Annotated in this window: 25 protein-coding genes and 1 riboswitch; of the genes, 8 read left to right on the top strand and 17 right to left on the bottom strand. The window is 71.2% G+C overall.

Features of this window, described 5'->3' with window-relative positions; all coding sequences use genetic code 11:
* Positions 1 to 22: 22 nt before the first annotated feature.
* The gene (locus ACZ7L4_RS22220; protein ID WP_472104848.1) at positions 23 to 778 is read left to right on the top strand and encodes a decaprenylphospho-beta-D-erythro-pentofuranosid-2-ulose 2-reductase; all 756 of its coding nucleotides are present in this window, start codon (positions 23 to 25) and stop codon (positions 776 to 778) included.
* A 19-nt stretch (positions 779 to 797) separates the two neighbouring features.
* On the opposite strand, the gene ACZ7L4_RS22215 is transcribed toward ACZ7L4_RS22220, so the two are convergent.
* Both ACZ7L4_RS22215 and trpS read right to left on the bottom strand, forming a co-directional pair.
* Positions 798 to 1,382, bottom strand: a complete 585-nt coding sequence (locus ACZ7L4_RS22215) for a 2'-5' RNA ligase family protein (RefSeq protein WP_472104846.1) — start codon at positions 1,380 to 1,382, stop codon at positions 798 to 800.
* Positions 1,383 to 1,462: 80 nt separating this feature from the next.
* Positions 1,463 to 2,479, bottom strand: coding sequence for a tryptophan--tRNA ligase (gene trpS, locus ACZ7L4_RS22210; protein WP_450815002.1), 1,017 nt, complete (start codon positions 2,477 to 2,479; stop codon positions 1,463 to 1,465).
* A 147-nt stretch (positions 2,480 to 2,626) separates the two neighbouring features.
* On the opposite strand from trpS, the gene ACZ7L4_RS22205 reads away from it, so the two are divergent.
* Positions 2,627 to 3,295, top strand: coding sequence for a hypothetical protein (locus tag ACZ7L4_RS22205; RefSeq protein WP_472104844.1), 669 nt, complete (start codon positions 2,627 to 2,629; stop codon positions 3,293 to 3,295).
* 1,307 nt (positions 3,296 to 4,602) lie between these two features.
* On the opposite strand, the gene ACZ7L4_RS22200 is transcribed toward ACZ7L4_RS22205, so the two are convergent.
* On the bottom strand, positions 4,603 to 6,051 hold the full coding sequence (locus ACZ7L4_RS22200; protein ID WP_472104842.1) for a glycine hydroxymethyltransferase: 1,449 nt from the start codon (positions 6,049 to 6,051) through the stop codon (positions 4,603 to 4,605).
* Positions 6,052 to 6,079: 28 nt separating this feature from the next.
* Positions 6,080 to 6,166, bottom strand: a riboswitch (ZMP/ZTP riboswitch).
* 129 nt (positions 6,167 to 6,295) lie between these two features.
* Here ACZ7L4_RS22200 and rocD point away from each other — a divergent pair.
* Positions 6,296 to 7,501, top strand: coding sequence for an ornithine--oxo-acid transaminase (gene rocD, locus ACZ7L4_RS22195; protein ID WP_472104840.1), 1,206 nt, complete (start codon positions 6,296 to 6,298; stop codon positions 7,499 to 7,501).
* 22 nt (positions 7,502 to 7,523) lie between these two features.
* Here rocD and ACZ7L4_RS22190 read toward each other — a convergent pair whose 3' ends face one another.
* Genes ACZ7L4_RS22190 through pdxR form a run of 3 tightly spaced genes read right to left on the bottom strand, consistent with a single transcriptional unit; the run spans position 7,524 to position 10,556 of the window.
* Complete coding sequence (locus ACZ7L4_RS22190; RefSeq protein ID WP_472104838.1) at positions 7,524 to 8,714, bottom strand: glutathionylspermidine synthase family protein; 1,191 nt, start codon at positions 8,712 to 8,714, stop codon at positions 7,524 to 7,526.
* A 22-nt stretch (positions 8,715 to 8,736) separates the two neighbouring features.
* Positions 8,737 to 9,099 (bottom strand): hypothetical protein, encoded by a 363-nt coding sequence (locus ACZ7L4_RS22185; RefSeq protein WP_472104837.1) that lies wholly within the window; start codon positions 9,097 to 9,099, stop codon positions 8,737 to 8,739.
* Positions 9,100 to 9,143: 44 nt separating this feature from the next.
* Complete coding sequence (gene pdxR / locus ACZ7L4_RS22180; RefSeq protein WP_472104835.1) at positions 9,144 to 10,556, bottom strand: MocR-like pyridoxine biosynthesis transcription factor PdxR; 1,413 nt, start codon at positions 10,554 to 10,556, stop codon at positions 9,144 to 9,146.
* A gap of 46 nt (positions 10,557 to 10,602) precedes the next feature.
* Here pdxR and ACZ7L4_RS22175 point away from each other — a divergent pair, with 46 nt between their 5' ends.
* Genes ACZ7L4_RS22175 through ACZ7L4_RS22165 form a run of 3 tightly spaced genes read left to right on the top strand, consistent with a single transcriptional unit; the run spans position 10,603 to position 12,292 of the window.
* Positions 10,603 to 11,115, top strand: a complete 513-nt coding sequence (locus ACZ7L4_RS22175) for a carboxymuconolactone decarboxylase family protein (RefSeq protein WP_472104833.1) — start codon at positions 10,603 to 10,605, stop codon at positions 11,113 to 11,115.
* A 50-nt stretch (positions 11,116 to 11,165) separates the two neighbouring features.
* The gene (locus ACZ7L4_RS22170; protein WP_472105638.1) at positions 11,166 to 11,570 is read left to right on the top strand and encodes a carboxymuconolactone decarboxylase family protein; all 405 of its coding nucleotides are present in this window, start codon (positions 11,166 to 11,168) and stop codon (positions 11,568 to 11,570) included.
* Entirely contained in the window at positions 11,564 to 12,292 is a 729-nt protein-coding gene (locus ACZ7L4_RS22165; protein WP_472104831.1) for an isocitrate lyase/PEP mutase family protein, read from the top strand. The genes ACZ7L4_RS22170 and ACZ7L4_RS22165 overlap by 7 nt, the downstream gene beginning before the upstream one ends.
* A gap of 100 nt (positions 12,293 to 12,392) precedes the next feature.
* On the opposite strand, the gene ACZ7L4_RS22160 is transcribed toward ACZ7L4_RS22165, so the two are convergent.
* Positions 12,393 to 13,559, bottom strand: a complete 1,167-nt coding sequence (locus ACZ7L4_RS22160; RefSeq protein ID WP_472104829.1) for a DUF1266 domain-containing protein — start codon at positions 13,557 to 13,559, stop codon at positions 12,393 to 12,395.
* Positions 13,560 to 13,660: 101 nt separating this feature from the next.
* A complete protein-coding gene (locus ACZ7L4_RS22155; protein WP_472104828.1) occupies positions 13,661 to 14,083 on the bottom strand; it encodes an ATP-binding protein in 423 nt (140 codons plus the stop codon).
* A 99-nt stretch (positions 14,084 to 14,182) separates the two neighbouring features.
* On the opposite strand from ACZ7L4_RS22155, the gene ACZ7L4_RS22150 reads away from it, so the two are divergent.
* Both ACZ7L4_RS22150 and ACZ7L4_RS22145 read left to right on the top strand, forming a co-directional pair.
* Complete coding sequence (locus ACZ7L4_RS22150; RefSeq protein WP_472104826.1) at positions 14,183 to 14,995, top strand: helix-turn-helix domain-containing protein; 813 nt, start codon at positions 14,183 to 14,185, stop codon at positions 14,993 to 14,995.
* Positions 14,992 to 15,177, top strand: coding sequence for a DUF397 domain-containing protein (locus tag ACZ7L4_RS22145; RefSeq protein WP_472104824.1), 186 nt, complete (start codon positions 14,992 to 14,994; stop codon positions 15,175 to 15,177). Before ACZ7L4_RS22150 ends, ACZ7L4_RS22145 begins: the two co-directional genes overlap by 4 nt.
* Before the next feature lie 49 nt (positions 15,178 to 15,226).
* Here ACZ7L4_RS22145 and ACZ7L4_RS22140 read toward each other — a convergent pair whose 3' ends face one another.
* The 9 genes from ACZ7L4_RS22140 to ACZ7L4_RS22100 all read right to left on the bottom strand — a co-directional run bounded on the left by ACZ7L4_RS22140 (position 15,227) and on the right by ACZ7L4_RS22100 (position 26,605).
* Positions 15,227 to 16,195, bottom strand: a complete 969-nt coding sequence (locus tag ACZ7L4_RS22140; RefSeq protein ID WP_472104822.1) for an ABC transporter substrate-binding protein — start codon at positions 16,193 to 16,195, stop codon at positions 15,227 to 15,229.
* 1 nt (position 16,196) lies between these two features.
* Positions 16,197 to 18,164 (bottom strand): ABC transporter permease, encoded by a 1,968-nt coding sequence (locus tag ACZ7L4_RS22135; RefSeq protein WP_472104820.1) that lies wholly within the window; start codon positions 18,162 to 18,164, stop codon positions 16,197 to 16,199.
* Positions 18,164 to 19,369, bottom strand: coding sequence for a quaternary amine ABC transporter ATP-binding protein (locus ACZ7L4_RS22130; RefSeq protein ID WP_472104818.1), 1,206 nt, complete (start codon positions 19,367 to 19,369; stop codon positions 18,164 to 18,166). The genes ACZ7L4_RS22135 and ACZ7L4_RS22130 overlap by 1 nt, the downstream gene beginning before the upstream one ends.
* A gap of 11 nt (positions 19,370 to 19,380) precedes the next feature.
* Entirely contained in the window at positions 19,381 to 20,922 is a 1,542-nt protein-coding gene (locus ACZ7L4_RS22125) for a GMC family oxidoreductase (RefSeq protein ID WP_472104816.1), read from the bottom strand.
* Positions 20,923 to 20,997: 75 nt separating this feature from the next.
* Positions 20,998 to 22,500, bottom strand: coding sequence for an aldehyde dehydrogenase family protein (locus tag ACZ7L4_RS22120; protein ID WP_472104814.1), 1,503 nt, complete (start codon positions 22,498 to 22,500; stop codon positions 20,998 to 21,000).
* Positions 22,501 to 22,752: 252 nt separating this feature from the next.
* The gene (locus ACZ7L4_RS22115; protein WP_450814965.1) at positions 22,753 to 23,745 is read right to left on the bottom strand and encodes a malate dehydrogenase; all 993 of its coding nucleotides are present in this window, start codon (positions 23,743 to 23,745) and stop codon (positions 22,753 to 22,755) included.
* Positions 23,746 to 24,021: 276 nt separating this feature from the next.
* Positions 24,022 to 25,035 (bottom strand): helix-turn-helix domain-containing protein, encoded by a 1,014-nt coding sequence (locus ACZ7L4_RS22110; protein WP_472104812.1) that lies wholly within the window; start codon positions 25,033 to 25,035, stop codon positions 24,022 to 24,024.
* A gap of 264 nt (positions 25,036 to 25,299) precedes the next feature.
* The gene (locus tag ACZ7L4_RS22105; protein WP_472104810.1) at positions 25,300 to 25,725 is read right to left on the bottom strand and encodes a DUF3017 domain-containing protein; all 426 of its coding nucleotides are present in this window, start codon (positions 25,723 to 25,725) and stop codon (positions 25,300 to 25,302) included.
* Between the two features lie 16 nt (positions 25,726 to 25,741).
* Complete coding sequence (locus ACZ7L4_RS22100) at positions 25,742 to 26,605, bottom strand: bifunctional methylenetetrahydrofolate dehydrogenase/methenyltetrahydrofolate cyclohydrolase (protein WP_472104808.1); 864 nt, start codon at positions 26,603 to 26,605, stop codon at positions 25,742 to 25,744.
* Positions 26,606 to 26,763: the final 158 nt, after the last annotated feature.

Below are 26,763 nucleotides of genomic sequence, written 5' to 3'. Positions count from 1 at the left end.
ACCCGCGTCCCTGGAGCCCTCGTTGAAAGACGCCTTCGGCACTCCCCAGTCCCTGCTCGTCCTCGGCGGCACCTCCGAGATCGCGCTTGCGACCGCCCGCCGCCTCGTCGCCCGGCGCACCCGCACCGTCTGGCTCGCGGGCCGCCCCTCCCCCGCGCTCGACGAGGCCGCCGCCGGGCTGCGCGCCCTGGGCGCCGACACGCGTACGGTCCCCTTCGACGCGCTGGACCCCGCCGCGCACGAGGAGACGCTCGGCAAGCTCTTCGCCGAGGGCGACATCGACATGGTGCTGCTCGCCTTCGGCATCCTCGGCGACCAGGCGCGCGACGAGGACGACCCGATGTCGGCGGTCCGCGTCGCCCAGACCAACTACACGGGCGCCGTCTCCGCGAGCCTCGTCTGCGCGCGTGCGCTGCAGTCCCAGGGCCACGGCTCGCTCGTCGTCCTGTCGTCGGTGGCGGGCGAGCGGGCCCGCCGCGCAGACTTCATCTACGGCTCCAGCAAGGCGGGCCTGGACGCGTTCACGCAGGGCCTCGGGGACGCGCTGCACGGGACGGGCGTGCACGTCATGATCGTCCGCCCCGGCTCCGTACGGTCGAGGACGACGGCCGGACTGCCGCAGACGCCCCTGGCCACGACGCCGGAGGCGGTGGCCGTGGCCATCGAGACGGGGCTGCGGCGCAGGTCGGAGACAGTGTGGGTGCCGGGGACGCTGCGCGTGGTGATGTCGGCGCTGCGGCATGTGCCGAGGCCGGTGTTCCGGCGGCTGCCGGCCTGACGGGTCTGCCCGGCGGGTTCTACCGGGCGGGCAGCCGGGGCCCGCGCGTCGTACGGCCCGAGGTCTGCGCGGGCAGCGACGACGTGCCGAAGGCGAAGTCCCGCAGCTTGCGCCACACCCCGTCGGCGCCCTGCTCGTAGAGCGCGAAACCGGTGCACGCCCAGGCCGCCTCGTACTCGGCGAGCTCCGCGTACGCACGGTCCATCGACTCCTCGTCGATGCCGTGCGCCACGGTCACGTGCGGGTGGTACGGGAACTGCAGCTCGCGGGAGACCGGGCCCGACGCGTCCCGCACCTGCTTCTGCAGCCAGGTGCAGGCTTCGGCGCCCTCGACGACCTGCACGAACACGACGGGTGACAGCGGCCGGAACGTGCCCGTGCCCGACAGCCGCATCGCGAACGGGCGGCCGCCGGAGGCCACTTCCTCCAGATGCGCCTCGATCGCCGTGAGGTCGCCGCCGTCCACCTCGGTCGGCGGGAGCAGGGTGATGTGCGTGGGAATACCGTGCGCCGCGGCGTCGCCGAAGCCCGCGCGCCGCTCCTGGAGCAGGCTGCCGTGAGGCTCCGGGACCGCGATCGAGACACCGATCGTTACGGTCCCCACGTCATACTCCTGTCGTCGTGTGGCGGGCGGGCGGCTGCGCGTACGTACGGAAGGTTTCCGTGCTCGGCCCAGTACTCGGCTCAGTGCTTGGCGGGCAGGAAGCCGACCTTGTCGTAGGCCTGGGAAAGGGTCTCCGCGGCGACGGTCCGCGCCTTCTCCGCGCCCTTGGCCAGGATCGAGTCAAGCGTCTCCGGGTCGTCCAGATATTCCTGGGTGCGGGTCCGGAACGGTGTCACGAAGTCCACCATGACCTCGGCCAGGTCCGTCTTCAGCGCACCGTACATCTTGCCCTCGTACTTCTCCTCCAGTTCCGGGATACCGGCACCGGTGAGGGTGGAGTAGATGGAGAGCAGGTTGCTGACGCCCGGCTTGTTCTCCGCGTCGTAGCGGATCACGGTGTCGGTGTCGGTGACGGCGCTCTTGACCTTCTTGGCGGTCGCCTTCGGCTCGTCGAGCAGGTTGATGAGGCCCTTCGGCGTCGACGCCGACTTGCTCATCTTGATCGACGGGTCCTGGAGGTCGTAGATCTTCGCCGTCTCCTTGAGGATGTACGGCGCCGGGAGCGTGAACGTGTCGCCGAAGCGGCCGTTGAAGCGCGTGGCGAGGTCGCGGGTCAGCTCGATGTGCTGCCGCTGGTCCTCACCGACCGGGACCTGGTCGGCCTGGTACAGCAGAATGTCGGCGACCTGCAGCACCGGATACGTGAACAGTCCGACGGACGCCCGGTCGGCACCCTGCTTCGCGGACTTGTCCTTGAACTGCGTCATCCGGCTGGCCTCGCCGAAGCCGGTGAGGCAGTTCATGACCCAGGCCAGCTGGGCGTGCTCCGGCACGTGGCTCTGCACGAACAGCGTGCAACGCTCCGGGTCGAGCCCCGCGGCGAGCAGCTGCGCGGCGGCGAGCCGGGTGTTCGCCCGAAGCTCCTTCGGGTCCTGCGGCACGGTGATCGCGTGCAGGTCCACGACCATGTAGAAGGCGTCGTGGGACTCCTGCAGCGCCACCCACTGGCGGACCGCGCCGAGGTAGTTGCCGAGGTGGAACGAGCCGGCGGTGGGCTGGATACCGGAGAGCACACGAGGGCGAACATCAGAGGCCATGTGCCTCATTGTCTCAGGTGCGCCACACAGCTCCGCAGCGGCCAAAGGTCCTTTGCCGGGCGGGGTGCGGCCTGGTCGTTGTCAGCGGGCGCCGGTAGCTTGACGATGTGGCGGGAGTCACGCGGGGGCGCGTCGACGGGGGTGGCGATGCAGGGGGTACGAGGGGGTGGGCTCGGGTGGGTCCGGGTGCTGCTCGTGGCGGTGGCCTTGCTGTGCGCGACGGCGCCGACGGCGTGGGGGCGGCCGACCGATCCGCGGGCCGGGATGGATGTGCCGGATCTGGCGGTGGTGATCGCGCCGGGTGCCGCGGCGGGGCCCTCGGTGGCCGTGCACTACGAGGACCGGAACTTCGCCCGTCTTGAGCGCCTGACGACGGGGTTCGACACGGTGACCGAGCGGGTGCCGGACGACTGGCAGGAGGGACACTTCCCGCCCGTGGTGGCCACGGTCGTGTGGGGTCTGACCGGTGTGGCGGGCTGGCCCCAGACCCACCGGGCGCCCGGTACGGACACGGTCATCGAACGCCAGGACCAGCTGATCGTCGCGGACGACGGTACGCCGTGGATCCGCACGGACCCGATGGTCGACGTGAACGACGACGACCTCCGGTGGCACCAGGCGTCCCGCACCCTGGTCGACCAGCTGACACGGTCGGGCGTGTTCCCGACGACCCCCGGCGCCCCGGACGCCCGCTCCCCGTGGTGGTGGGGCGTGGCCGGTCTCGCCGTGGGCCTCGCGGCGGCGGGCGCGGTGTGGCTATTGCGCATACGGGACCGGGGGCCCCGGGAACCCCGCCAGGAACTGGTCGAGCTGTAGGTGTCGGGGCGGCTGCGGGGGGGCGGTGGGGTTTGCCGGGGCGGGGTTGCGCGGCGGCGCGTGATCGGTGCGCCGCGAGGCACCTCACCGGCTGAACCGACGATCTCCCCGCCCATCTCCCACCCACCCGCCCCCTCCGGGGGCTCCCGCTCGACCGGGGCCCCATCCGTCGCGCGGTACCGCGGCCCGCGCCGGAAGAGACGTTGCGCAGCACCACGTCCTGCACCAGGAACGGCGTTGCGCAGCACTGCGAACCATGCCGGTGACGGCGTCACGCGAAAGCACGGGCCAATGCCCGAAGCGGCGCCACGTGACCGATACGCCGCGAGGCGTCCCACCGACTTCACCGGCCCTCGCCTATCTCCCACCCCCGCCCCCCTCCGGGGGCTCCCACTCGACCGGGCCCCGGCAGCTACGACGTGGTCGGCGCCCGCCGTCCTGGGCGCGCGGCACCGGGGGCCGCCTTGCCCACCCTGCCGCCCCAGGCGGCAGATTGCCCAAGCCGGGTGCGGCCCGAGCGCAACGGGTGGGGAGGCGGGGCGCGGCGGTTGCCGAAGGTGGTGGCGGTCGGCCGCAACGGGTGGGGAGCCGGATCCGGCGGCGGTCATCCCGGAGTGGGGGTGGGTGGCCGCAACGGGTGGGGAGGCGGGCGCGCGGCGGTTGCCGAAGGCGGTGGCGGTCGGCCGTAACGGGTGGGGAGCCGGGCGCGCGGCAATTGCCCAAGTCGGGTGCGGCCCGACCGCAGCGGGTGGGGAGGCGGCGCGCGGCAGTTGCCCAAGTCGGTGGCGGTCGACGGCAAGGGGTGGGGAGGCGGAACCAGCGGCGGTTGCCGAAGTCGGGTGCGGTCGATCGCAAGGCGCGGAGGAGCGGGCCCGGCGGTTGCCTGCGGCCGTGACGGTCGACTGCAACAGGCGGGTAATCGGGCCCGGCAGCGGGTCGCCGCAGGCGGGTGCGGCACCCCGTGGGGCCGACGACCCCGGAGGGGGCGGGTGGGTGGGAAATTGGGCGGCGGAGACAGGCGAGGCAAGGATGGGGCCATCGCCCTCCGGGTGGGCGGGCAAACTCAAGCCCCTGCGGCGATTGAGCAGCGGGGTCCGGGGCAGAGCCCCGAGAGCGCAACGCCGACGCGGCGATTCAGCCCCGCCCGACGGAGCCCCGGCAGCGCCCCGCGACCGTACCCCGGTGCCGCAAAATCAGCCCCGCCGGCGATTGAGGCGCGGGGTCCGGGGCGGAGCCCCGAGGCCGTAACGCCGGTGCCGCAGGATCAGCCACGCCCGACCGGCCCCGGTCACCCGCCCCGGAGGGGATCAGCCCAGGTCGATCTGCCCGTACAACGGGAACCCGGAAAGAAGATCCGTCGCCCGGTGGGACACCTCGTCCGCGACCTTCGGCTCCAGCACGTGGCTCGCCTTCGACACCGCCCCGGACTTCGTGGTCCCCGGCTCGGAGGCCGTCAGGACACGGTCCATGAGCCCCGCGATCTCGTCCATCTCACCGGTGCCGAGCCCCCGCGTGGTCAGCGCCGGCGTACCGATCCGGATCCCGGACGTGTACCAGGCCCCGTTCGGGTCCGCCGGAATCGCGTTGCGGTTCGTGACAATGCCGGAGTCGAGCAGCGCGGACTCGGCCTGGCGCCCCGTGAGGCCGTACGAGGACGCCACGTCGATGAGGTTGAGGTGGTTGTCCGTACCGCCGGTGACCAGCGTCGCGCCCCGCCGCATGAGCCCCTCGGCCAGCGCCCGCGCGTTGTCCACGATGCGCTGCGCGTAGTCCTGGAACGCCGGCTGCCGCGCCTCCGCGAGCGCGACCGCCTTGGCGGCCATGACGTGCGGCAGCGGCCCGCCGAGCACCATCGGGCAGCCCCGGTCGACCTGGTCCTTCAGCGAGTCGTCGCACAGCACCATGCCGCCGCGCGGGCCCCGCAGCGACTTGTGCGTGGTCGTCGTGACGATCTGCGCGTGCGGCACCGGGTCGAAGTCGCCGGTGAGCACCTTGCCGGCGACGAGCCCCGCGAAGTGCGCCATGTCGACCATGAGCGTGGCGCCCACCTCGTCGGCGATCTCCCGCATGATCCGGAAGTTCACGAGCCGCGGGTACGCGGAGTACCCGGCGACGATGATCATCGGCTTGAACTCGCGGGCCTGCGCACGCAGCGCCTCGTAGTCGACCAACCCCGTCACCGGGTCCGTCCCGTAGGACCGCTGGTCGAACATCTTTCCGGAAATATTGGGCCTGAAGCCGTGCGTGAGGTGACCACCAGCGTCCAGCGACATCCCCAGCATCCGCTGATTGCCGAAGGCGCGCCGCAGCTCCGCCCAGTCCGCCTCCGTCAGGTCGTTGATCTGGCGCACGCCGGTCTTCGCGAGGAACGGCGCCTCGACGCGGTCGGCCAGCACCGCCCAGAAGGCGACCAGGTTCGCGTCGATCCCGGAGTGCGGCTGGACGTACGCGTGCCGCGCGCCGAACAGCTCGCGGGCGTGCTCGGCGGCCAGCGACTCGACGGTGTCGACGTTGCGGCAGCCGGCGTAGAAGCGGCGGCCGACGGTGCCCTCGGCGTACTTGTCGCTGAACCAGTTGCCCATGGTCAGCAGCGTCGCCGGGGACGCGTAGTTCTCCGAGGCGATCAGCTTGAGCATCTCGCGCTGGTCGGTGAGCTCCTGCCCGATGGCGTCGGCGACACGCGGCTCCACGGCGCGCACGACGTCGAGCGCGGCGCGGTACGCGGTGGATTCGGGGGTGAGCGGGGTTTCGGTCATGGGGCAGCCTCCGGACACGGTCGGTTCACGGGTCGGCCCAGGCGCACGGCACACACTGCTCGGGCCGCTCCCCGATGGTCGATCCCATCCCAGCGCGCCAGTCACGGCCCTGCCCTCACAGTACCGGGCGCGTCGTCCGGCGAGGTTTCCACGTCCACATCGCGAGCGACGATAGGAAGGGGCCACAAGCCCCGCTCCACACCCTCGGCCCGCTCACCGCAGAGCCGCGACGATCGGAGATCCCGTGAGTGCCACCGACGCAGCAATCGCCCTCGCCGAAGACCACGGCGCGCACAACTACCACCCGCTCCCCGTCGTCGTCGCCACCGCCGAGGGCGCGTGGATGACGGACGTCGAGGGGCGCCGCTATCTCGACATGCTGGCCGGCTATTCGGCGCTGAACTTCGGGCACGGCAACCGCCGCCTGATCGAGGCCGCGAAGGCCCAGCTGGAGCGGGTGACGCTGACCTCGCGGGCGTTCCACCACGACCGGTTCGCCGCGTTCTGCACGCAGCTCGCCGAGCTGTGCGGCATGGAGATGGTGCTGCCGATGAACACGGGCGCGGAGGCCGTCGAGACCGCCGTGAAGACCGCCAGGAAGTGGGGCTACCGGGTCAAGGGCGTACCGGACGGTCGGGCCAGGATCGTGGTCGCCTCCGACAACTTCCACGGCCGCACGACGACCATCGTCAGCTTCTCCACCGACCAGGAGGCGCGCGCCGACTACGGCCCGTACACGCCGGGCTTCGACATCGTCCCGTACGGGGACCTGGAGGCGCTGCGCGCCGCCGTCACGGACGAGACGGTGGCGGTACTCCTCGAACCGATCCAGGGCGAGGCGGGCGTGCTCGTCCCGCCGCCCGGATACCTGGCGGGCGTACGGGAGTTGACGCGCGAGCGGAACGTCCTCTTCATCGCCGACGAGATCCAGTCGGGCCTCGGCCGCACGGGTCGTACGTTCGCCTGCGAGCACGAGGGCGTCGTGCCGGACATGTACGTGCTGGGCAAGGCGCTCGGCGGTGGGGTCGTGCCGGTGTCGGCGGTCGTGTCGGGCAAGGACGTGCTCGGGGTGTTCCGGCCGGGCGAGCACGGCTCGACGTTCGGCGGGAACCCCCTCGCGTGCGCGGTCGCCCTGGAGGTGATCGCGATGCTGCGCACCGGGGAGTTCCAGGAGCGGGCGGCGGAGCTGGGCGAACACCTGCACGCCGAGCTGGGCCTGCTCACGGGGACGGGGAAGGTCACCGAGGTGCGCGGACGCGGGCTGTGGGCAGGCGTCGACATCGACCCGTCGTTCGGGACGGGCCGGGAGATCTCGGAGAAGCTGATGGACCGCGGGGTCCTGGTGAAGGACACCCACGGGTCCACCATCCGGATCGCCCCGCCGCTGGTGATCAGCAAGGACGATCTGGACTGGGGGCTCGATCAGCTCAGGGCGGTACTCGGGGCGTAGGCCCGCCCCGTCCGCGTACGGCTCACAGGATGACGTGGGGCAGGAAGCGGGCGTACTCGTCCGTCACCAGCCCCGCCGACTCCCGGATGCCGAGGCCGGCCGCCTCGCCCTCGACGACCCACGCGCCGAGGACGACGCGGTTGCCGTCGAAGTCGGGCAGTTCGCTCAACTGCTGGTAGCAGCAGGGCTCTTCGGGCTCCCCCGGCGTGCTCCCCGGCGCGTGGATCGTGACGCCCGCGCCTTCGCGGCCGAGCAGCGGCTTGGACACGTAGCCGGGGCCGTCGGCGGCGGCGAGTTCGCGGGGGCCGTCGAGGTAGGCGGGGAGCAGGTTCGGGTGGTCCGGGTACAGCTCCCACAACACGGCGAGCAGCGCCTTGTTGCTGAGCAGCATCTTCCAGGCGGGCTCGATCCACATCGTCGTACCCGTGCCGCCGCCGTTGTCGAGGCCGGCGATGACGTGCTCGGCGAACGCGTCGGTGGTCAGCCACTCCCACGGGTACAGCTTGAAGCAGCTGCGGATGTACCCGAGCTGGTTGTCGACGAACCGTTCGGAGATGCTGTCCCAGCCGATCTCCTCCATGGAGATCCAGTCGGTGTCCAGGCCCGCCTGTTCGGCGGTCTCCTTCAGGTAGCCGACGGTCATCAGGTCCTCGCCGAGTTCGTCGGCGGAGGAGTGGGCGAAGTAGAGCGGGCTGCCCGGCGGGAGCAGCGCGGCCTGCTTCTTCCAGGCGTCGACGAGCCGCTCGTGGAGCGAGTTCCACTGGTCGGCGCCGGGGAACCGCTCCTCCATCCAGAACCACTGGGGGCTCGCGGCCTCCACCAGGGAGGTGGGGGTGTCGGCGTTGTACTCCAGGAGCTTCGCCGGGCCTGTTCCGTCGTAGCGGAGGTCGAACCGGCCGTAGACGGACGGGAGTTCGGCGCGCCGCTCCCAGGCCTCGGCGACCGCAGCGGCGACGCGCGGGTCGGTGATGCCGAGGTCGGCGAAGCGGTCGTGGCGGACGATGTGCTCGGCCGCGGCGAGGCACATGCGGTGCAGTTCCTCGACGACCTCTTCGAGCGCCTCGACCTCGGGGAGCGAGAACTCGTAGTAGGCGCTCTCGTCCCAGTAGGGGCGCAGCGAGTCGTCGGGGTAGCGGGTGAGCGGGTAGATGAGCCCCTGTTCCTCGACGGTCTGCTGCCAGCCGGGGCGTGGGGTGATGGTGTGTCGCTTCATGGGTTTCTCGGGCCGTCCGGGCTCAGCCGCCGGAGCTTCCGCCCTTGCCGCCGCTGCCGAAGCCGCCGCGGGTGACACCGCCTCCGCCGGAGGGCTTGGAGAAGGAGCCGCCGCCGACGCGGGAGCCGCTCTTCTTCGAACCGCCGTAGTACCAGCCGCCGTTGACGGAGGACTTGCCGGTCGACGAGGACGTGGACTTGCAGTACTTGTCGGAGACGACCTTGTAGCCCTTGCCCGCGTTGTAGCTGTTGCGGTCGATGCAGCGCTTGTCGACGTCCGAGCCGGAGCCCGAGGAGCAGGCGGTGAGCGCGGCGGCCAGCAGGCCGACGCCGCCGAGCGCGACGGTGCCGGAGCGCATCCGTCGTTGCGTGGTGTTGTCCGTCATGACGTTCTCCCCCGTTGCGTGCGTGTACGTGCGTGTGTCCTGCCCTAGGGCAGGACGCGGCACAGCGTATCCAACGCTCCCGGCCACGCATGATCGGGCGGGGTGCCGTAGCCGACGACCAGGGCGTCCGGCGCCTGCGCCGTCGCGTCCGTGTGCCGGAAGGCGGCCAGGCCGTTGACGCCGAGGCGCTGCCAGGCGGCGGCCTGCACCACGGACCGTTCGGTGCCGGGCGGCAGCTCCAGTACGGCGTGCAGTCCTGCGGCGATGCCGCTGACGCGGACGTCGGGGGCGCGCTCGGCGAGGGCGGCGACGAGCTGGTCGCGGCGGCGCCGGTAGCGCAGGCGCGCGGCGCGCACATGACGGTCGTACGCGCCGGATTCCAGGAACTCGGCGAGCGTGAGCTGGTCGAGGACGCCGCAGGACCAGTCGGTGTAGCCCTTGGCCTCGACGACCTCGTCGAGGAGCGGCGCGGGCAGCACCATCCAGCCGAGCCGGAGGCCCGGGGCGAGGGACTTGCTGGCGGTGCCGAGGTAGACGACGCGGTCCGGGTCGAGGCCCTGGAGGGCGCCGACGGGCTGGCGGTCGTAGCGGAACTCGCCGTCGTAGTCGTCCTCCAGGATCAGCCCGCCGGTGCGGCGCGCCCAGTCGACGGCGGCGGCGCGGCGGCGGGCGTGCAGGGCGACGCCGAGGGGGAACTGGTGGGCGGGGGTGAGCAGGGCGACCCCTTCGTCCGTCAACTCCCGTACGTCCGCGCCCTGTTCATCGAAGGGCAGCGGCCGGGTGCGGAGTCCCGGCCGGGTCAGGTACTCCCAGTGGAGGTCGAGCCCGTACGACTCGACGGCGACGTCGCGCACGCCGCGCCGGTGCAGCACCTCGCCGAGCAGGATCATGCCCTGCACGAACCCGGCGCAGACGACGATCCGCTCCGGCGACGCCTGTACGCCCCGGGCGCGGGCGAGGTAGCCGGCGAGGGCGGCGCGCAGTTCGGGGCGGCCGCGCGGGTCGCCGTAGCCGAGGGCGTCGTTCGGGGCGGCGGTCAGGGCACGCCGTGCGGCCTTCAGCCATTCGGCGCGCGGGAACGAGGCGAGGTCGGGGCGGCCGGGCTGGAGGTCGTAGCGGTACCCGCCGAAGGGCACGCGGTTCGTGGGCCGGGCCGGGGTGGGCGCCCGCCCCGGCCGCTCGGCGACCCGGGTGCCGGAGCCCTGCCGGGCGGTGAGCCAGCCCTCGGCGACGAGGTCGGCGTAGGCGTCGGCGACCGTGTTGCGGGCGAGTCCGAGGTCGACGGCGAGGGTGCGGGAGGCGGGCAGCCGGGTGCCGGGGGCGAGCCGCCCGCCGCGTACGGCCTCGCGGAGCGCGTCGGTGAGCCCTCGACGTACGCCTCCGGAGGGGCCGGGGTCGAGGTGCAGATCGATGCCGAGCGCCCGACCGGACGCCGAATTGGCCCAAGATTCTTCCACGTAAATGGACCATACTCCTGGGCCGCTTCCTCCGTAGGGTCGAAGCATGACGAACAACGAGAACGGCACCACCGAGAACGCCCCGTACATGCACGAGCACACCCCGCGCCTCGACTGGCACCAGCACGCCCCCGAGGTCTTCAAGGCGATGATCAGGCTCGACGCGGCCGCCCGCGCGGGCGTGGACCCCAAGATCGCCGAGCTGGTCAAGGTCCGCGCCTCGCAGCTCAACCGTTGCGCGCTCTGCCTCGACATGCACACGAAGGACGCGCTCGCGGCGGGCGAGAGCGTCGAGCGGATCATCCAGCTCAACGCATGGGAGGAGTCGAAGCACTTCTACACGGAGAAGGAGGTCGCGGCCCTCGAACTGACCGAGGCGATCACGGTCCTCACCGACGGCTTCGTGCCGGACGAGGTGTACGAGAAGGCGGCGAAGGTCTTCGACGAGAAGGAGCTGGCCCAGCTGATCGCCGCGATCACGGTCATCAACGCCTGGAACCGCTTCGGCGTCTCGACCCGCCAGTCGCCGGGCCACTACACGCCGGGCGACTTCAAGTGACGGTTCGTACGGTTCGTACACGGGAGTTGGACGCCGGGGTCCGGGCGGCGATGCAGTCGCTGAGCGCGGCGGCGAAAAAGGGCCTCGGCGACCCGGCGCTCGCGGAACTGGTGTCGATCCGCGCCTCGCAGCTGAACGAGTGCGCGTTCTGCCTGGACATGCACGTGGACATCGCGGTCGACACGTACGGCGAGAGCCCGAAGCGCATCGCGATGCTGGGTGCGTGGCGGGAGGCGGGCGCGGCCTTCAACGACCGGGAAAGGTCTGCACTCGCCCTGACGGAGGCGATTACCCTCCTGACGCACGACGGTGTCCCGGACGAGGTGTACGAGTCGGCGGCCAAGCACTTCACGGCCCCCGAACTGGCCCACCTCATCGCGACGATCACCGTCATCAACACCTGGAACCGGCTGATGGTCAGCCGCCGCATCGAACCAGGAGGCCCCGCATGGTGAGTCCGAGCGCAGCCGATACGCTCCGCGCCCTGCACCACGACCGCTCCCCCGGCGACCCGCTCGTCCTCCCTGGTCCCTGGGACGCGGCGAGCGCCCGCGTCTTCGAGGAGACCGGTTTCCCGGCCCTCGCGACGCCGTCCGCCGGGGTCGCGGCATCCCTCGGTTACGAGGACGGGCAGACGCCGGCGGACGAGATGTTCGCGGCGGTGCGGCGGATCGTGCGGGCGGTGTCGGTGCCGGTGTCGGCCGACATCGAGGCCGGCTACGGCCTCCCGCCGAAGGAACTGGTGGAACGCCTCCTGGAGACGGGCGCGGTGGGCTGCAACCTGGAGGACTCGTCACCCGACGGCACGCTCAACTCCCCACAACAGCAAGCCTCCTGGCTGTCGGAGGTCCGCGCGGCGGCAGGCACCACCGTGGTCCTCAACGCCCGCATCGACGTGTTCATCCGCGGCGCGTCGGACCCGATCACCGAGGCGATCGAACGGGCCCGCCTGTACGTCGCCGCGGGCGCGGACTGCGTCTACCCGATCGGCGCCCCGGCGGACGCGGTCCCGGCCCTGCGCGCCGGCATCGAGGGCCCGATCAACGTGGGCGCCCCACCTGGCGGCCCGTCGCCGCGCGAGTGGGGCGAGTTGGGCGCGACCCGGGTCACGTTCGGGCCGGGGTTGCAGCGGAGGGCGATGGGGGCGGTGCGGGAGATGGCGGAGGGGTTGCGCTGAGAACAGGGCGGGACCTGTACGGGGACTGTGATTCGGGGAACTGTGACGGCTCAGAGCCGCCCATGCGTCCTCACGCGTCACAGTCACTCGCCCGGCTTCCCTAGTTGAAGGGGATGTTGAGCCAAGGGCTGGCCGGGTCCGTTGTCAGGACGCGGTGGCACGTGAGCATTTCCTTGTACCAGCTGCCGAAGCGTTCCTCGTCGAAGTGGAGGCAGCGGCCAAGGATGTAGCCAGAGGAGAAGTCCTCCCAGGAGTAGTACGTCGCCGCGGACTGTTCGCCCGCCTCGACCACCGCGCGTTCGGCCTCCTCGACCGTGCCGTAGCGCGCGCCGACGCCCCAGCAGGCCATGCTCGCGCCGCGCCCCAGGTCCCACGCGTCCACCGAGCGGACGTACCGGCCCTCCGCGAGGATGCCGTCCGCGCGCATCCGGGCCTCGTAGCGGGTGATCCGGCCGATGAGGTGCTGGACGCCCGCGATCTGTGCGCGGACCTCGGACTCGGGGCGGGGGTCGGTGCGGGTGACGCCGTCCGGGGTGAGGACCGTGGCGCCCTCGGACCGTGCGCGCAGGACGTTCGCCGCAGCCTCCCGCCAGTACTCCGTCTCCACGTGTCCGCCGAAGTCCCGGGCGATGCTGTGGCGCAGGTCGAGTGCGAACTCCCAGACGGGGCTGAGGTTTTCGCGGGCCAGCAGTCGCCGGAGCGAGCGTTGCCATTCGGCGCGTGAGGTCACTCCCCACCAGCGTTCGAGCTGTTCGCACTCGGTTTCGTAGCCGTTGCCGTGGAAGCCCAGGGCGTTCCACAGGTAGCCGTTCTTCACGCTCATGAGGGCCCCGCACGCGAGGCCGTGCGCGACCGGCCCGTGCAGCGGGCCGCCGACCCGCAGGGCGCGCACCGTGCCGGAGAAGTCGGGGTTGCCCGCCCGCCGGGCGATCGCCAGCCAGGGCGCGTTGTGCGGGGGCGCCGTGTACAGCACCCCCTCGCAGGGACTGCCCACGTCCACGACGAGGGTGAGCGGGACGTCGCCCCAGTCCTTGAACGCCTTCAGCGACGCGAGCTTGAAGAGCTGGTCCGCCGATGGCACGGGGAGCATGCCGTCCGTACACAGGTACAGCACGGGCGCCCCCGTCCGCGGGTCCTCCCGGAGGTCGGGCACCAGCTCGCCCCTCTCGTCCGGGACCACCCGGAAGAACAGGTCGGCCCCGGCCAGCACTTCGTAGTACGCCGTCCAGTGCCCCCGTGCCTTCGCCTCGTACAGGCGCTGTTCCACGGGTGTCGGAGCGAACCATTCCGGCTGCGCTGCCGCGGGGCCGAAAGCTGGCGGGGGCGGGCCGAAGGTCATGGCCAGAGCTTATGCAGTGCGGCCTGTCGTCAGGACGTAGACCCCAGTTCGAACCACACCGTCTTGCCCACGCCGGCCTCGCGCGGCCGCGTTCCCCACGCGTCCGCGAGCAGCACCACCAAGGTCAGGCCCCGGCCCGACTCCTCCCCCACGGACGGCGTGCGCAGCTCCGGGAGCGTCGGGCTCGCGTCCGTCACCTCTACTCGGAGGCCGCCATCGAGGAACGCGCGAGCCCGGATCTCACGGCCCGGTGGGACCTTCGCGTGGCGGTACGCGTTCGTCATCAGTTCGCTGAGGAGGAGTTCCGCCGTCTCCGTCGTCTCGGGCGGTAGCCCCCAGGACGTGGCCTGTTCGCGGAAGAGGCGGCGAGCTCTCGCGACGCTGCGCGCGTGGCGCGGGAAGCGCCATTCGATGTCCTGGGGGATCGCCGTGGGGCGCGGGGTTGCTTGCATGGCCCCCACGCTCGCCTCCCGCGCGTAACCTCGGGAGTAACGGCCCGGGTACAGCGGGTAGTTGTACCTCCCGTGACCCCGGTTGAGGAGTGCGTGCGCATGGCGACGTCGACGGAGACCAATCTCGCGTGGCGGTACTGCGGCAGCCAGATCAAGATGTGGCGCACCGAAGCGGGGGTCGACCGCGAAATACTCGCCAAGGAGGCCGGTTACGGCTGCGAATACGTCAAGTCCATGGAGAACGGGCGCCGCAAGCCGACCCTGCGGCTGCTTCAGATCGCGGATCAACTGTGCGGTGCGGGTGGGAAGATCCTCGCGGCGCAGGAGTACCTGAAGCCGGAGCCGCACCCGCAGCGGTCCCAGGAGTACATGGCCCTGGAGAAGGACGCGATTGCCGTCACCTCCTACGAGCCTCTGCTCGTACCCGGGTTGCTCCAAGCCCCCGAGTACGCGAAGGCGCTCATCGGCGCCAGTTCGCCGCCGCTCGACGACGAGACCGTCGAGGAACGTGTCGCCGGGCGCCTCAAGCGGCAGGAAGCCCTCACCTCGCGGACCGGCGTCATGTTCAGCTTCGTGCTGTACGAGGCTGCACTCCGCACGGCCGTGGGCGGCCGGGACGTCATGGCTCGGCAGCTTCAACACCTGCTTGGCGTCGGCGAGTTGCGGAACGTGCTCATTCAGGTGCTGCCGTTCGGGCGGGCTTACGGCGTCGCACTCCGGGGCGCTGTCGTGCTGCTGGAGACGGATGACCACGAGCGCTACGCGTACGTGGAGGCGCCGGAGACCAGCACCCTGTACGCGGACGCCGACAAGGTCAGTGCGCTCATGCGTGCCCATGACATGATCCGCATGCATGCCCTCGGCCCCGGGGAATCGGTCGACTTCATCAGAAAGGTGGCGCAGGAACCGTGAACGCCAACCTGACGTGGTTCAAGTCCAGTTACAGCGATGACCAGGGCGGCAACTGCCTCGAAGCCGCCCGCACCCCCACCCGTATCCACGTCCGTGACTCGAAGCTCGGGCCGCAAGGGCCGAGCTTCAGTGCCGAACCGGACGCCTGGACCCGCTTCCTGGACCGCGTGCGCCGCGGCTGAGGCCCCGGCCGCGGGATGCGGTCGGGGCCTCGGGCGGGGACAGGTGTGGCTACTTCTTAGGAAGCCACTGCTTCCACGTGGAGCGATGCGTGTCGACCCACTTCTTCGCCGCCGCCTCCGGTGAGAGCTTCTTGTCGGCGATCAGGAGCGAGACCTCGTTCTGGTCGTCCGTCGTCCACTTGAAGTTCTTCAGGAGCTGCGCCGCCTCGCCGCCGTTCTTGGAGAAGTCCGTGTTCAGGTACTTCTGGAGCGGCGTCGTCGGGTACGCGCAGGTGATCTTCTCCGGGTCGGCGTCGCAGCCCTCCTTGTACTTGGGCAGCTTCACCTCCGTCATCGGCACCTGCTTCGTGAGCCACTGCGGCGTGTACCAGTACGAGAGGAAGGGCTTCTTCGCCTTGGCGAACTGCTTCATCTGCGTGATCTGGGCGGCCTCGGAGCCCGCGAAGACGACCTGGTAGTTCAGCTTCAGGTTCTTGACCAGCGCCTTGTCGTTCGTGACGTACGACGGGGAGCCGTCGATGAGCTGGCCCTTGCCGCCGCTCTCCGCCGTCTTCAACTGGTCGGCGTACTTGTTGAGGTTCTTCCAGTTGGTGATGTCCGGGTGCTTCTTCGCGAAGTACGTCGGGACGAACCAGCCGATGTGACCGGTGACGCCGAGGTCGCCGCCCGGCTGGATCGTCTTCTTGTCCTTGACGTAGCGCTGCACCTGGTCGGGGTGGCCCCAGTCCTCCAGGATCGCGTCGACGCGACCCTGGCTGAGGGCGTCCCAGGCCGGGACCTCGTCCACCTGGACCGTGTCCACCCGGTAGCCGAGTTCGTGTTCCAGGAGGTACTGGGCCACGGCGACATTGGCCTGGGCGCCCACCCACGACTGGACCGAGAGGGTCACCGTCTTGGCGCCCTGCGCGTTGGCGTACGGGGAGGCCTGCTTGGTCATGTCGGCCGCTCCGCAGCCGGTGGCCGTCAGGAGGAGCAGCGCACCCGTGACCGCCGTCATCGTCTTACGAGTTCGGCGCATGTCACGCCCCCTTTCCGGCGTTCTCGCGACGTTGCGTCGGCTGCGTCACCCGGTCCAGCATCAGGCCCAGGCAGACGATCGCGGCGCCCGCGACGAGGCCCGTGGCGAGGTCGCCCTGGGCGAGGCCGAAGACGACGTCGTAGCCGAGCGCGCCACCGCCGACCAGACCGCCGATGATGACGACGGCGAGGACCAGGACGACGCCCTGGTTGACGGCGAGGAGCAACGCCGGTCGCGCGAGCGGGAGTTGGACCTGGCGCAGCTGCTGCCACGTGGTCGCGCCCATCGAGCGGGACGACTCCATCGCGGCCGGGTCCACCTGTCGTAGGCCCTGCGTCGTGATGCGTACGACGGCGGGGAGCGCGTAGACGACCGCGGCCGCGACGGCCGGGGCGCGGCCGACGCCGAAGAGGGCGACGACCGGGATCAGGTACACGAACTGCGGCATCGTCTGGAAGACGTCGAGGACCGGACGCAGCAGTCGTTCGAGACGCTCGCTGCGGGCCGCCGCGATGCCGATCGCGACGCCGAGGACCAGCGTGACCAGGACGGCCGCGATGACCTGCGACAGCGTGTCGAGCGACGGCTTCCACACGCCGAGGACGCCGATCGCGGCCATGGCGAGGACCGCGGTGAGCGCGGTGCGCCACGTGCCGATCAGCCAGGCGAGCGCGGCGACGATCAGCAGCACCGACCACCAGGGCAGCCAGGTGAGGCCGTCGCGCACCGGGTTGAGGATGCCGGTGGTGAAGTGCGCGGCCCAGTCGGCGGTGCCGCCGATGTACGGGACGCCGGAGTACAGGTGGTCCGTCATCCAGTCGACCGCGTCGTTGACGGGCGTCGCGATGTTGACGGTCCAGGCGTCGGGCCAGTCGAGGCGGTCCATGAAGCGGGTCGCGAGGGCGACGACCACGGTGCCGAGCGCGACGACGCCCCACTTCCACGGGGCCGGGGCGGTGTCGTGCGCGCCCATCCGCTCGCCCGCCGCGGCCGTGACCCGGTCGAGGATGACGGCGAGCAGCACGATCGGGATGCCGGCCGCGAGCGCGGCGCCGACGTCGACGGAGGCGAGTGCCTGGTAGACGCGGTCACCGAGACCGGCCGCGCCGATCACGGAGGCGATGACGGCCATGGAGAGCGCCATCATGATCGTCTGGTTGAGGCCGAGGAGGAGCTCCTTGCGGGCCAGCGGCAGGCGCGCCGAGAAGAGGCGCTGGCGGGCCGTGGCCCCCAGCGAGGTGACGGCCTCCATCACGCCGCCGTCCGCGGAGCGCAGGCCGAGCGCGGTGAGGCGGGCCATCGGCGGGGCGGCGTAGACGACCGTGGCGAGCACGGCGGCCGGGACGCCCATGCCGAAGACGAGGACGACCGGGAGCAGATACGCGTAGGCCGGAAGCACCTGCATGGTGTCGAGTACGGGGCGCAGGGCCCGGTACATGGTGTCGCTCAGGCCCGCGGCGAGGCCGAGGACGGCGCCGAGCAGCACGGAGACGAGCACGGCGATCACCATCAGCGCGAGCGTCTGCATGGTGGGCACCCACATGCCGAGAACGCCGCAGGCGAGGAACGCGACGACGGCGGACGCGGCGAGGCGCCAGCCGGCCACGCGCCAGGCGATGAGGCCGGCCGCCGCCGTCACGCCGGCCCAGCCCGCGGCGAGCAGGACCAGGTAGACGCCGCGCACGGAGAGGACGACCGCGTTGCTGATGTAGCCGAAGAAGTACAGGAACAGCGGGTGGCTGTCCCGGTTGTCGATCACCCAGTCCGTGGCGTTGCCGAGGGGCGTGGTGAGGTCGACGGTGAGGGCGTGCGGCCAGGTGCCGCTGGACCACTTGGCGTGGGCCAGCGGGACGAGGACCGCGGCGACGACGGCGAGCAGCACGATCTTGCCCAGGGCGCGGTTGCGCCACAGCGGACGGGACTGCTCAGCGGTACTGGTGGCCGGAGCGGCCGTTACGGCAGCAGCCATCAGACGGTCCCCTCGTCGGGGTCACCCGGGGTGGGGGCCTCCTCGTCGGCCGACTCAGGCAAATCAAGCCCCGCCGGCGATTGAGGCGCGGGGTCCGGGGCAGAGCCCCGCGGCGTAGGGACGGTGCCGGTGTCAGAGGAAACCCCCGCCACCACACCCAGCAGCAGCTCATGGTCGACCACGCCGACACACTCACCCCGCTCCACCACCCGCACCGCGAACCCGCTGGAAGCAACCGCCTCGATCGCCTCCGAAACCGTCGCATCCGCCTCGATCGACGGACCCCGGTCCGCCTCGTCCGCATCGGCGGGCCGCATGGCCCTGCGTACGGTCATGACCTGCTCGCGCGGCACGTCACGGACGAACTCGCGGACGTAGTCGTCGGCCGGCGCGCCCACGATCTCCTCGGGCGTGCCGAGCTGGACGACCTTGCCGTCGCGCATGAGCGCGATGCGGTCGCCGAGGCGCAGCGCCTCCTGGAGGTCGTGGGTGATGAAGACCATCGTGCGGCCCTCCTCGCGGTGCAGGCGCACGACCTCCTCCTGCATGTCCCGCCGGATGAGCGGGTCGAGCGCGCTGAACGGCTCGTCGAACAGGAGGACTTCGGGGTCGACGGCGAGCGCGCGCGCCAGGCCGACGCGCTGCTGCTGACCGCCGGACAGCTGCCCGGGGCGGCGCTGCTCCAGGCCGTCGAGGCCGACCTTCGCGACGACCTCCATGGCCTTCGCGCGGCGCTCGGCGCGGCCCACGCCCTGGATCTCCAGGCCGTACGCGACGTTGTCGAGGACCGTGCGGTGCGGCAGGAGCCCGAAGTGCTGGAAGACCATGGCCGCGCGGTGGCGGCGCAGTTCGCGCAGGCGGGACTTGTCCATGCCGAGGACGTCCTCGCCGTCGATCTCCAGCGTGCCGGAGGTCGGCTCGATGAGCCTGGTCAGGCAGCGTACGAGGGTCGACTTGCCGGAGCCCGACAGGCCCATGACAACGAAGACCTCGCCCCTCTTCACGTCGAACGAGACGTCGCGCACGGCGGCCGTGCAGCCGGTCTTCGCCCGCAGTTCGGCGGCGCTCAGATCGGCGAGGTCGGCCTGGTCCGGCACGCGTTCGGCCTTCGGCCCGAAGACCTTCCACAGATTGCGCACGGCGAACACGGTCTCGGACCCGGATTCGGTCCGCTTCTCGGCGCCCGCGGCGGACGCGGAAGACATGGTCGCGCTCATTACGCATCACCACCCAGCAACTCGGCGCACTTCTCCCCGACCATGAGCACCCCGATCATCGGGTTCACCGCGGGCATCGTCGGGAAGACGGACGCATCGGCGATACGGATGGAATTCAGCCCGCGGACCTTCAACTGGGGGTCTACCACGGCGAGTTCGTCGTCCGCAGCACCGATGCGGCAAGTTCCCGCGGGGTGGTAGACGGTGTGCGCGACCTTGCGCGCGTACTCGCTGAGCGCCTCGTCGTCCGTGACGTCGGGGCCGGGGCACACCTCGCGCTTGAGCCAGCCGGCCAGCGGCTCCGTCCTGGCGATCTCACGAGCGATCTTGATGCCGTCGACAAGGGTCTTGCCGTCGTAGTCGTCCTCGTCCGTGAAGTACTGGAAGTCGAGGGCGGGCTTGACCTCGGGGTCCGCGCTGGTCAGGTACACCCGTCCGCGGCTCTTCGGCTTCGGGATGTTCGGCGTCATGGACACCCCGTGCTCCGGCTGCACGTAGCCGAGGCGCTCCGGGTTGTCCGTGAACGGGATTTGGTAGAAGTGGAACATCAGGTCGGGCCCGGCCGCTTCCGGGTCCCGCTGGATGAACAGACCCGCGTCGGAGTCCATCGCGCTGTTCTCGGGGATCGGCCCGTTCGTCTCCCAGACGATGACCGACTCCGGGTGGTCGAGCAGATTCTCGCCGACGCCCGGCAGGTCGTGCAGGACCGGGATGCCGAGGGCCTCCAGGTCGGCCTTCGGGCCGATGCCGGAGTGCATCAGGAGGCGCGGCGTGTCGACGGCGCCGGCGCACACGAGGACCTCGGTGCGCGCGGATATGAGCTTCTCGACGCCGTCCTTGCCGCGCACGCGCACGCCGCGCGCGGTCAGGCCCTCCGCGCCCTCCTCGAACTCCAGCTTGTACGCCCAGGTCTCCAGGAGCAGCGTCAGGTTGGGACGGTCGCCCGCCTCCATGTGCGGGTGCAGGTACGCCACCGACGCGCTGGAGCGCTTGTTGTTCTCGGGGTGGTACGCCAGGTCGAAGAAGCCGACGCCGTCCTTGAACGGGCCCTTGTTGAAGCCCTCGACGCGCGGCACGCCCGTCGCGGCCTGCGCGGCCTCGACGAAGTCGCTCGCGATCGCGTTCCGGTCCTTGGCGTCGACCGGCACGATGTTGTTGCGCAGCTTGCCGAAGTACGGGTCCATCGCCTTGTGGTCCCAGCCCTCGGCGCCCGCGGCCGCCCACTCGTCCCAGTCGCCGGGCAGCGGCTTGAACGAGATGAGCGTGTTGTGCGACGAGCAGCCGCCCAGCACCTTGGCGCGGCTGTGCAGGATGTGCGAGTTGCCGCGCGGCTGCTCCGTCGTCGTGTAGCCGTAGTCCAGGTCGCCGCCGAGCAGGCCGAGCCAGCGGCGCAGCGTCAGCACGTCGTCGCGGTCGATGTCGCTGGGTCCGCCTTCGATGACGGCGACGGTGACGTCCGGGTTCTCGGTGAGCCGGGAAGCGATCACCGATCCCGCGGTGCCGCCACCGACGATGACGTAGTCGTAGGTGTTCTCAGACATTGCTCTGCTCAACTCCAAGGCGTTGCAAGGTGCTTCGCGTAATGGGGGACGTACGAGGACGGGTGGGGGGAGCGGTCAGCCCGCGAACCAGCGGACCGGCTTCGGCGCCAGGTTCTGGTACACGTGCTTGCTCTCGCGGTACTCGGCGAGCCCGGCGGGGCCGAGCTCCCGGCCGACACCGCTCTTTCCGAAGCCGCCCCACTCGGCCTGCGGCAGGTAGGGGTGGAAGTCGTTGATCCAGACGGTGCCGTGGCGCAGGCGGCGGGCCATGCGGCGGGCGCGGCCCGCGTCGGTGGTCCAGACGCCGCCGGCGAGGCCGTACTCGGTGTCGTTGGCGAGCTCGACGGCCTCGTCCTCGGTGCGGAACGTCTCGACGGTGAGGATCGGACCGAAGGTCTCCTCGCGGACGACACGCATCTCGCGGTGGCACTGGTCGAGGACGGTCGGCTCGTAGAAGTAGCCCTCGGCCGGGCGGACCTCGGACGGCTCGGGGCGCTTGCCGCCGCAGCGCAGCACGGCGCCCTCGGCGAGCGCGGACGCGACGTAGCCCTCGGTCTTGTCGCGCTGGGGCTCGCTGACGAGCGGGCCGCACTCGACGCCCTCCTCGGTGCCGCGGCCGAGGCGGATCTTCTCGGCGCGGCGGGCGAGTTCGGCGACGAAGCGCTCGCGCACGGACTCCTCGATGATGAGGCGGGACCCCGCGGAGCAGACCTGGCCGCTGTGGATGAAGGCGGCGTTGAGCGCCTGGTCGACGGCGGTGTCGAAGTCCTCGTCGGTCTCGCAGGCGTCCGCGAAGACCACGTTCGGGTTCTTGCCGCCGAGTTCGAGGGCGACCTTCTTGACGTCCGCGGCGGCGGCCTGCGCGACCTTGGTGCCGCTGACCAGGCCACCGGTGAAGGAGACGAGGTCGACGTCGGGGTGGTCGGCGAAGCGGGCGCCGACGGTGGCGCCGGGCCCGGTCACGATGTTGGCGACGCCCTGCGGGAGCCCGGCCTCGACCAGCAGCTCGACGAGGACGACCGTCGTCAGCGGCGTGATCTCGCTCGGCTTGATGACGAAGGTGTTGCCCGCGGCGAGCGCCGGGGCGATCTTCCAACTCGCCTGCAGGAGCGGGTAGTTCCACGGCGTGATCATCGAGCAGACGCCGATGGGCTCGTGCACGACGACGCTGTGGATGTCGTCGGAGCCGGCGTCGACGACGCGGCCCGCGCCCTCGCCGATGACGAGGTCCGCGAAGTAGCGGAAGGCGTCGGCGACGCAGTCGACGTCGACGCGACCCTCCTCGACGGTCTTGCCCGCGTCCCGGCTCTCCAGGAGGCCGATCTTCTCCCGGTCCCGGACGAGCAGGTCGGCGACGCGGCGCAGCAGCGCGGCGCGCTCGGCGACGGGCGTCGTCGGCCAGGGGCCCTCGTCGAAGGCCTTGCGGGCGGCGGCGATCGCGGCGTCCGCGTCCTCGGTGCCGCCCTCGGCGATCACGGCGAACGGCTTGGCATCCGCAGGGTCGAGGATCTCGCGCGTGGCCCCTGCTGCGGCCCCGCGCCACTCTCCGTCGACATGAATGGTGTTCTGCACTGACACGACCTGCTTCGCCTTCCGTTCCGGGAATGTCCCCCGACCACCGCAAACGCCCTTTCGGCGATCTCTACGGTGACGATGCAGGCCCCTGCCCTGGGCAGGGGAAAGCATGCGCGAACCCTGACCAAAAGTGCGCTGCATCACCGTAGACCCAGGGCAAAACGGACAAACGAAAGCGCCCGCGGCGGGTCGTGATCGACCCGCCACGGGCGGTTGCGGGCCCCGCGTCGAGCGGGGCTCAAGCGAGGGCTGAACTCAGATGAGGCCCAGGCCGCGCACGGCCTCGCGCTCGTCCACCAGCTCCTGCACGGACGCGTCGATGCGCGTGCGCGAGAACTCGTTGATCTCCAGGCCCTGGACGATCTCGTACTTGCCGTCCTTCGTGGTGACGGGGAAGGACGAGATGATGCCCTCCGGCACGCCGTACGAGCCGTCCGACGGGATGCCCATGGAGGTCCAGTCGCCCTCGGCCGTGCCGTTCACCCACGTGTGGACGTGGTCGATGGCGGCGTTGGCGGCGGAGGCGGCGGAGGACGCGCCACGGGCCTCGATGATCGCGGCACCGCGCTTGGCGACGGTCGGGATGAAGTCCTCGGCCAGCCACTTCTCGTCGTTGCCGATGGCCTCGATGGCGGGCTTGCCGGCGACCGTGGCCTGGAAGATGTCCGGGTACTGGGTCGCCGAGTGGTTGCCCCAGATGGTCAGGCGCTGGATGTCGGCGACGGTGGCGCCCGACTTCTTCGCGAGCTGGGTCAGCGCGCGGTTGTGGTCGAGGCGGGTCATCGCGGTGAAGCGCTCGGCCGGTACGTCCGGGGCGGCGGCCTGGGCGATCAGCGCGTTGGTGTTCGCCGGGTTGCCGACGACCAGGATCTTGACGTCGTCCGCGGCGTGGTCGTTGATGGCCTTGCCCTGCGGCTTGAAGATGCCGCCGTTGGCCTCGAGGAGGTCACCGCGCTCCATGCCCTTCGTGCGCGGGCGGGCACCGACGAGGAGACCGACGTTCGTGCCGTCGAAGGCGACGTTCGGGTCGTCGGTGATGTCGATGCCCTGAAGCAGCGGGAAGGCGCAGTCGTCGAGCTCCATGGCGGTGCCCTCGGCGGCCTTGAGCGCCGGGGTGATCTCCAGGAGACGCAGCTTGACCGGCACGTCCGCGCCGAGCAGCTGGCCGGAGGCGATGCGGAAGAGCAGTGCGTAGCCGATCTGGCCGGCGGCGCCGGTGACGGTGACGTTCACGGGAGTGCGGGTCATGGCGTTCTCCGTAGGACAGCAGGTCAATTTGATCGATCTCTTGGTATCAAGAGATCCGTTCGTCAGGCTATCGCGCCCCGCCCGCAGGGGAACCACAGGTACATGTGGCCCGGCCCACAGCCCACTCACCCGTGCCATCGTCCGAACACAGGGACGGCCGCCGAGTCCGGGAGAGAAAGACTCAGACGGCCGCCGTGGGGGTGCTCCTGCGCGCTCCCGTGGGGGTAGTGCTGCGCCTTCCCCGAAGCGGCGCGGCCATGCCCCGTTCGTTCGGAGCTACTTGGTGCAGCCCTTCTGCCCGCTCGCGAGCGTCGCGCACGCCTTGACGTCGGAGGCCGCGTCCACGGCCATCATCGGCGTGTACGCGTCCGTGTCCGAGGCGCTGACCGTGCCCTTCTTCGACGACGTCGTGCCCTTCTGGAGCCGCACTACGTCACCGGGGGCCGCGCCCTGGATCCGGGCCCAGGCCGCCTTGCACGTCTTGCTGTAGCGGACCTGGACGGTGACAGTGCCGATCACGGCCTCCGTCGAGTTCAGGGCGAGGTCGCCGCCGCAGTTCATGGCCTCCGGGTCCTTGCCGCCGCAGCCCGCGCCCACGCACTTGACGCCCGCGGGCAGTTGGGGCGCGCTCGCGCTCGGCGAGGGGGACTTCTTGGCCTCGGGCTCGCCCCCGGTCCCCTTGAGCACGAAGAAGCCGACGGCGATGATCAGGGCCGCGCCCAGGGCCCCGGCCCCGAACATCAGCAGCCTGCGGCGGGCGCCCCCGCCGCCCGGCACCGCGCCCCGCGGCGGCTCCTGCGGGGACAGCACGGGCGCGGGACCGAACTGGTCCACGCTCGGCGCCGCCGCCTGCGGCGGCACGGTCGGGCCCTTCGCCCTGCCCTGCCGGGCGGGCCCGGCCTGCTTGGCGGGCTTGGCCGGTTTCGTCTGCGTCGCCTGCGCGGGCCCCCCGAACTCGCCCAGCGCGGCCCGCGCCTGGGATATCCGGATGGCCTCCATGGTCATGTCGTGGCGCATCTCGGAGCGGCTCCACGCGCGCTCGGCGAGCTCCCACATCGTGGTCAGATGCACGGGATTGGTGCCGGTCACCTCGGCGAGCGCCACGATGGCGCCCTTGGGCGCGAGCAGCCGCCCGTTCAGATACCGCTCCCAGGACGTCTTGCTGTACCCGGTGCGGTCCGCGAGCGCGGCGATCCCCAGGCCGCTGCGGTCCACAAGCCGGCGCAGCTGTCCGGCGAACTCCCTGACCTGTGGGTCGAGTTCATCCGGAAGCGCCTTCCAACGAGGCATATCGCCCTTCCCCCTATTCCCCCCGCGAGCCCTGTTCCCCCCGCCGCGCTTCGCGCTTCGGCCCCCACTGGCTACCCATTGGGATGCGGGAAACCAGGATGTCAGTTCCCGGTCCGGGGGCGTATGGGGTCATTCGACAGCGTGCACCGGGCCCTGCGTGCGGAAAACCCCGAGAACGTGCCGGAGATCACCACAAAAGGAGGCGGGGCCTCCAACCTGGAGGCCCCGCCTGTCACTTGGGGTCGTCAGTGGCTCACCGACGGCTCACCGCACCGTGAAGTGGAGGGTGTCCTGAAGAAACGGAATCGTCAGCCACGGCTCGGGCTGCGCCATCATCGCCAGCAGCACGATGACGATGCCGAGGCCCGCACACGTGATCATGTCGGTGAAGCGCGAGCGCACCGCCAGCATCCCGACGTCCGGCAGCAGCCAGCGCAGCACGGCCCCGCCGACCAGCGCGATCCCCACCAGCATCGTGCCGACGCGGAACAGCCCGAAGGCCGTGAGCAACAGCCCGAGCGCGGTCACCGAGAGCACGGCGATCAGCGGCCACTGGCGGGCGGGCGCGGGCGCGTCCCCGCCGGCGGCCCGGCCGCCGCCCTCGGGGCGCGCGGTGTCGCGCGTGATCCGCGGGAAGCGGCGGCTGCCGGGCTTCTTCGCGTCGTCCGCGGCACCCTCGGCTGCGCCCATGGCAGCGCCCGCGGCGTCAGCCGACACCGTTCGCGTCCCGTTCGGCGGCCTCGACCACGTTCACGAGGAGCTGGGCGCGGGTCATCGGTCCGACGCCGCCCGGGTTCGGGGAGATCCAGCCGGCGACCTCGGCGACGCCGGGGTGCACATCGCCGACGATCTTGCCGTTCTCGTCGCGCGAGACACCGACGTCGAGCACGGCCGCGCCGGGCTTCACGTCCTCCGGCTTGACCAGGTGCGGCACGCCCGCGGCGGCCACGATGATGTCGGCCCGCTTGAGGTGCGAGGCCAGGTCGCGGGTGCCGGTGTGGCACTGCGTCACGGTCGCGTTCTCGGACTTGCGGGTGAGCAGCAGCGGCATCGGACGGCCGATGGTGACACCGCGGCCGACGACGACGACCTCCGCACCCTTGATCTCCACGCCGTGCTTGCGGAGCAGCGTGATGATGCCGTACGGGGTGCAGGGCAGCGGCGCCGGCTCGTTGAGGACGAGGCGGCCGAGGTTCATGGGGTGCAGGCCGTCGGCGTCCTTGTCCGGGTCCATCAGCTCCAGGACGCGGTTCTCGTCGATGCCCTTGGGCAGCGGGAGCTGGACGATGTAGCCGGTGCAGGCCGGGTCCTCGTTGAGCTCGCGGACGACGGCCTCGATCTCCTCCTGCGTGGCCGTCGCGGGCAGCTCGCGCTGGATCGACGCGATGCCGACCTGCGCACAGTCACGGTGCTTGCCCGCTACGTACTTCTGGCTTCCGGGGTCCTCCCCTACGAGGATCGTGCCGAGCCCCGGCGTGACCCCCTTCTCCTTCAGCGCCGCCACGCGGGCGGTCAGATCGGACTTGATCGCGGCTGCGGTGGCCTTGCCATCGAGAATCTGGGCGGTCATGGCGCCATTCTCGCAGGGCGGTGTGTCATGACCCAAGTTCGCCCCTGGCCGGTTCTCGTACCTTTGCTTGACACCGCACTCCTCCGGGCGTCCCACATTGCACTTGCACAACAAGTGCACCCTCCGGCTGGACAGTGTTCCCGCGCGCGCGGGAACAT

Source organism: Streptomyces sp. NPDC107575 (assembly GCF_055657265.1).
Note: the sequence above shows the minus strand (reverse complement) of the source record. Positions and strands in the feature narration are given on the sequence as shown.

Coding starts and splice junctions, on each gene's coding strand:
- trpS (WP_450815002.1), bottom strand. CDS start 2,479: ATGGCCTCTGATGTTCGCCCTCGTGTGCTCTCCGGTATCCAGCCCACC.
- ACZ7L4_RS22205 (WP_472104844.1), top strand. CDS start 2,627: ATGCAGGGGGTACGAGGGGGTGGGCTCGGGTGGGTCCGGGTGCTGCTC.
- ACZ7L4_RS22200 (WP_472104842.1), bottom strand. CDS start 6,051: ATGACCGAAACCCCGCTCACCCCCGAATCCACCGCGTACCGCGCCGCG.
- ACZ7L4_RS22190 (WP_472104838.1), bottom strand. CDS start 8,714: ATGAAGCGACACACCATCACCCCACGCCCCGGCTGGCAGCAGACCGTC.
- ACZ7L4_RS22185 (WP_472104837.1), bottom strand. CDS start 9,099: ATGACGGACAACACCACGCAACGACGGATGCGCTCCGGCACCGTCGCG.
- ACZ7L4_RS22175 (WP_472104833.1), top strand. CDS start 10,603: ATGACGAACAACGAGAACGGCACCACCGAGAACGCCCCGTACATGCAC.
- ACZ7L4_RS22170 (WP_472105638.1), top strand. CDS start 11,166: ATGCAGTCGCTGAGCGCGGCGGCGAAAAAGGGCCTCGGCGACCCGGCG.
- ACZ7L4_RS22165 (WP_472104831.1), top strand. CDS start 11,564: ATGGTGAGTCCGAGCGCAGCCGATACGCTCCGCGCCCTGCACCACGAC.
- ACZ7L4_RS22155 (WP_472104828.1), bottom strand. CDS start 14,083: ATGCAAGCAACCCCGCGCCCCACGGCGATCCCCCAGGACATCGAATGG.
- ACZ7L4_RS22150 (WP_472104826.1), top strand. CDS start 14,183: ATGGCGACGTCGACGGAGACCAATCTCGCGTGGCGGTACTGCGGCAGC.
- ACZ7L4_RS22140 (WP_472104822.1), bottom strand. CDS start 16,195: ATGCGCCGAACTCGTAAGACGATGACGGCGGTCACGGGTGCGCTGCTC.
- ACZ7L4_RS22135 (WP_472104820.1), bottom strand. CDS start 18,164: ATGGCTGCTGCCGTAACGGCCGCTCCGGCCACCAGTACCGCTGAGCAG.
- ACZ7L4_RS22130 (WP_472104818.1), bottom strand. CDS start 19,369: ATGTCTTCCGCGTCCGCCGCGGGCGCCGAGAAGCGGACCGAATCCGGG.
- ACZ7L4_RS22125 (WP_472104816.1), bottom strand. CDS start 20,922: ATGTCTGAGAACACCTACGACTACGTCATCGTCGGTGGCGGCACCGCG.
- ACZ7L4_RS22115 (WP_450814965.1), bottom strand. CDS start 23,745: ATGACCCGCACTCCCGTGAACGTCACCGTCACCGGCGCCGCCGGCCAG.
- ACZ7L4_RS22110 (WP_472104812.1), bottom strand. CDS start 25,035: ATGCCTCGTTGGAAGGCGCTTCCGGATGAACTCGACCCACAGGTCAGG.
- ACZ7L4_RS22105 (WP_472104810.1), bottom strand. CDS start 25,725: ATGGGCGCAGCCGAGGGTGCCGCGGACGACGCGAAGAAGCCCGGCAGC.
- ACZ7L4_RS22100 (WP_472104808.1), bottom strand. CDS start 26,605: ATGACCGCCCAGATTCTCGATGGCAAGGCCACCGCAGCCGCGATCAAG.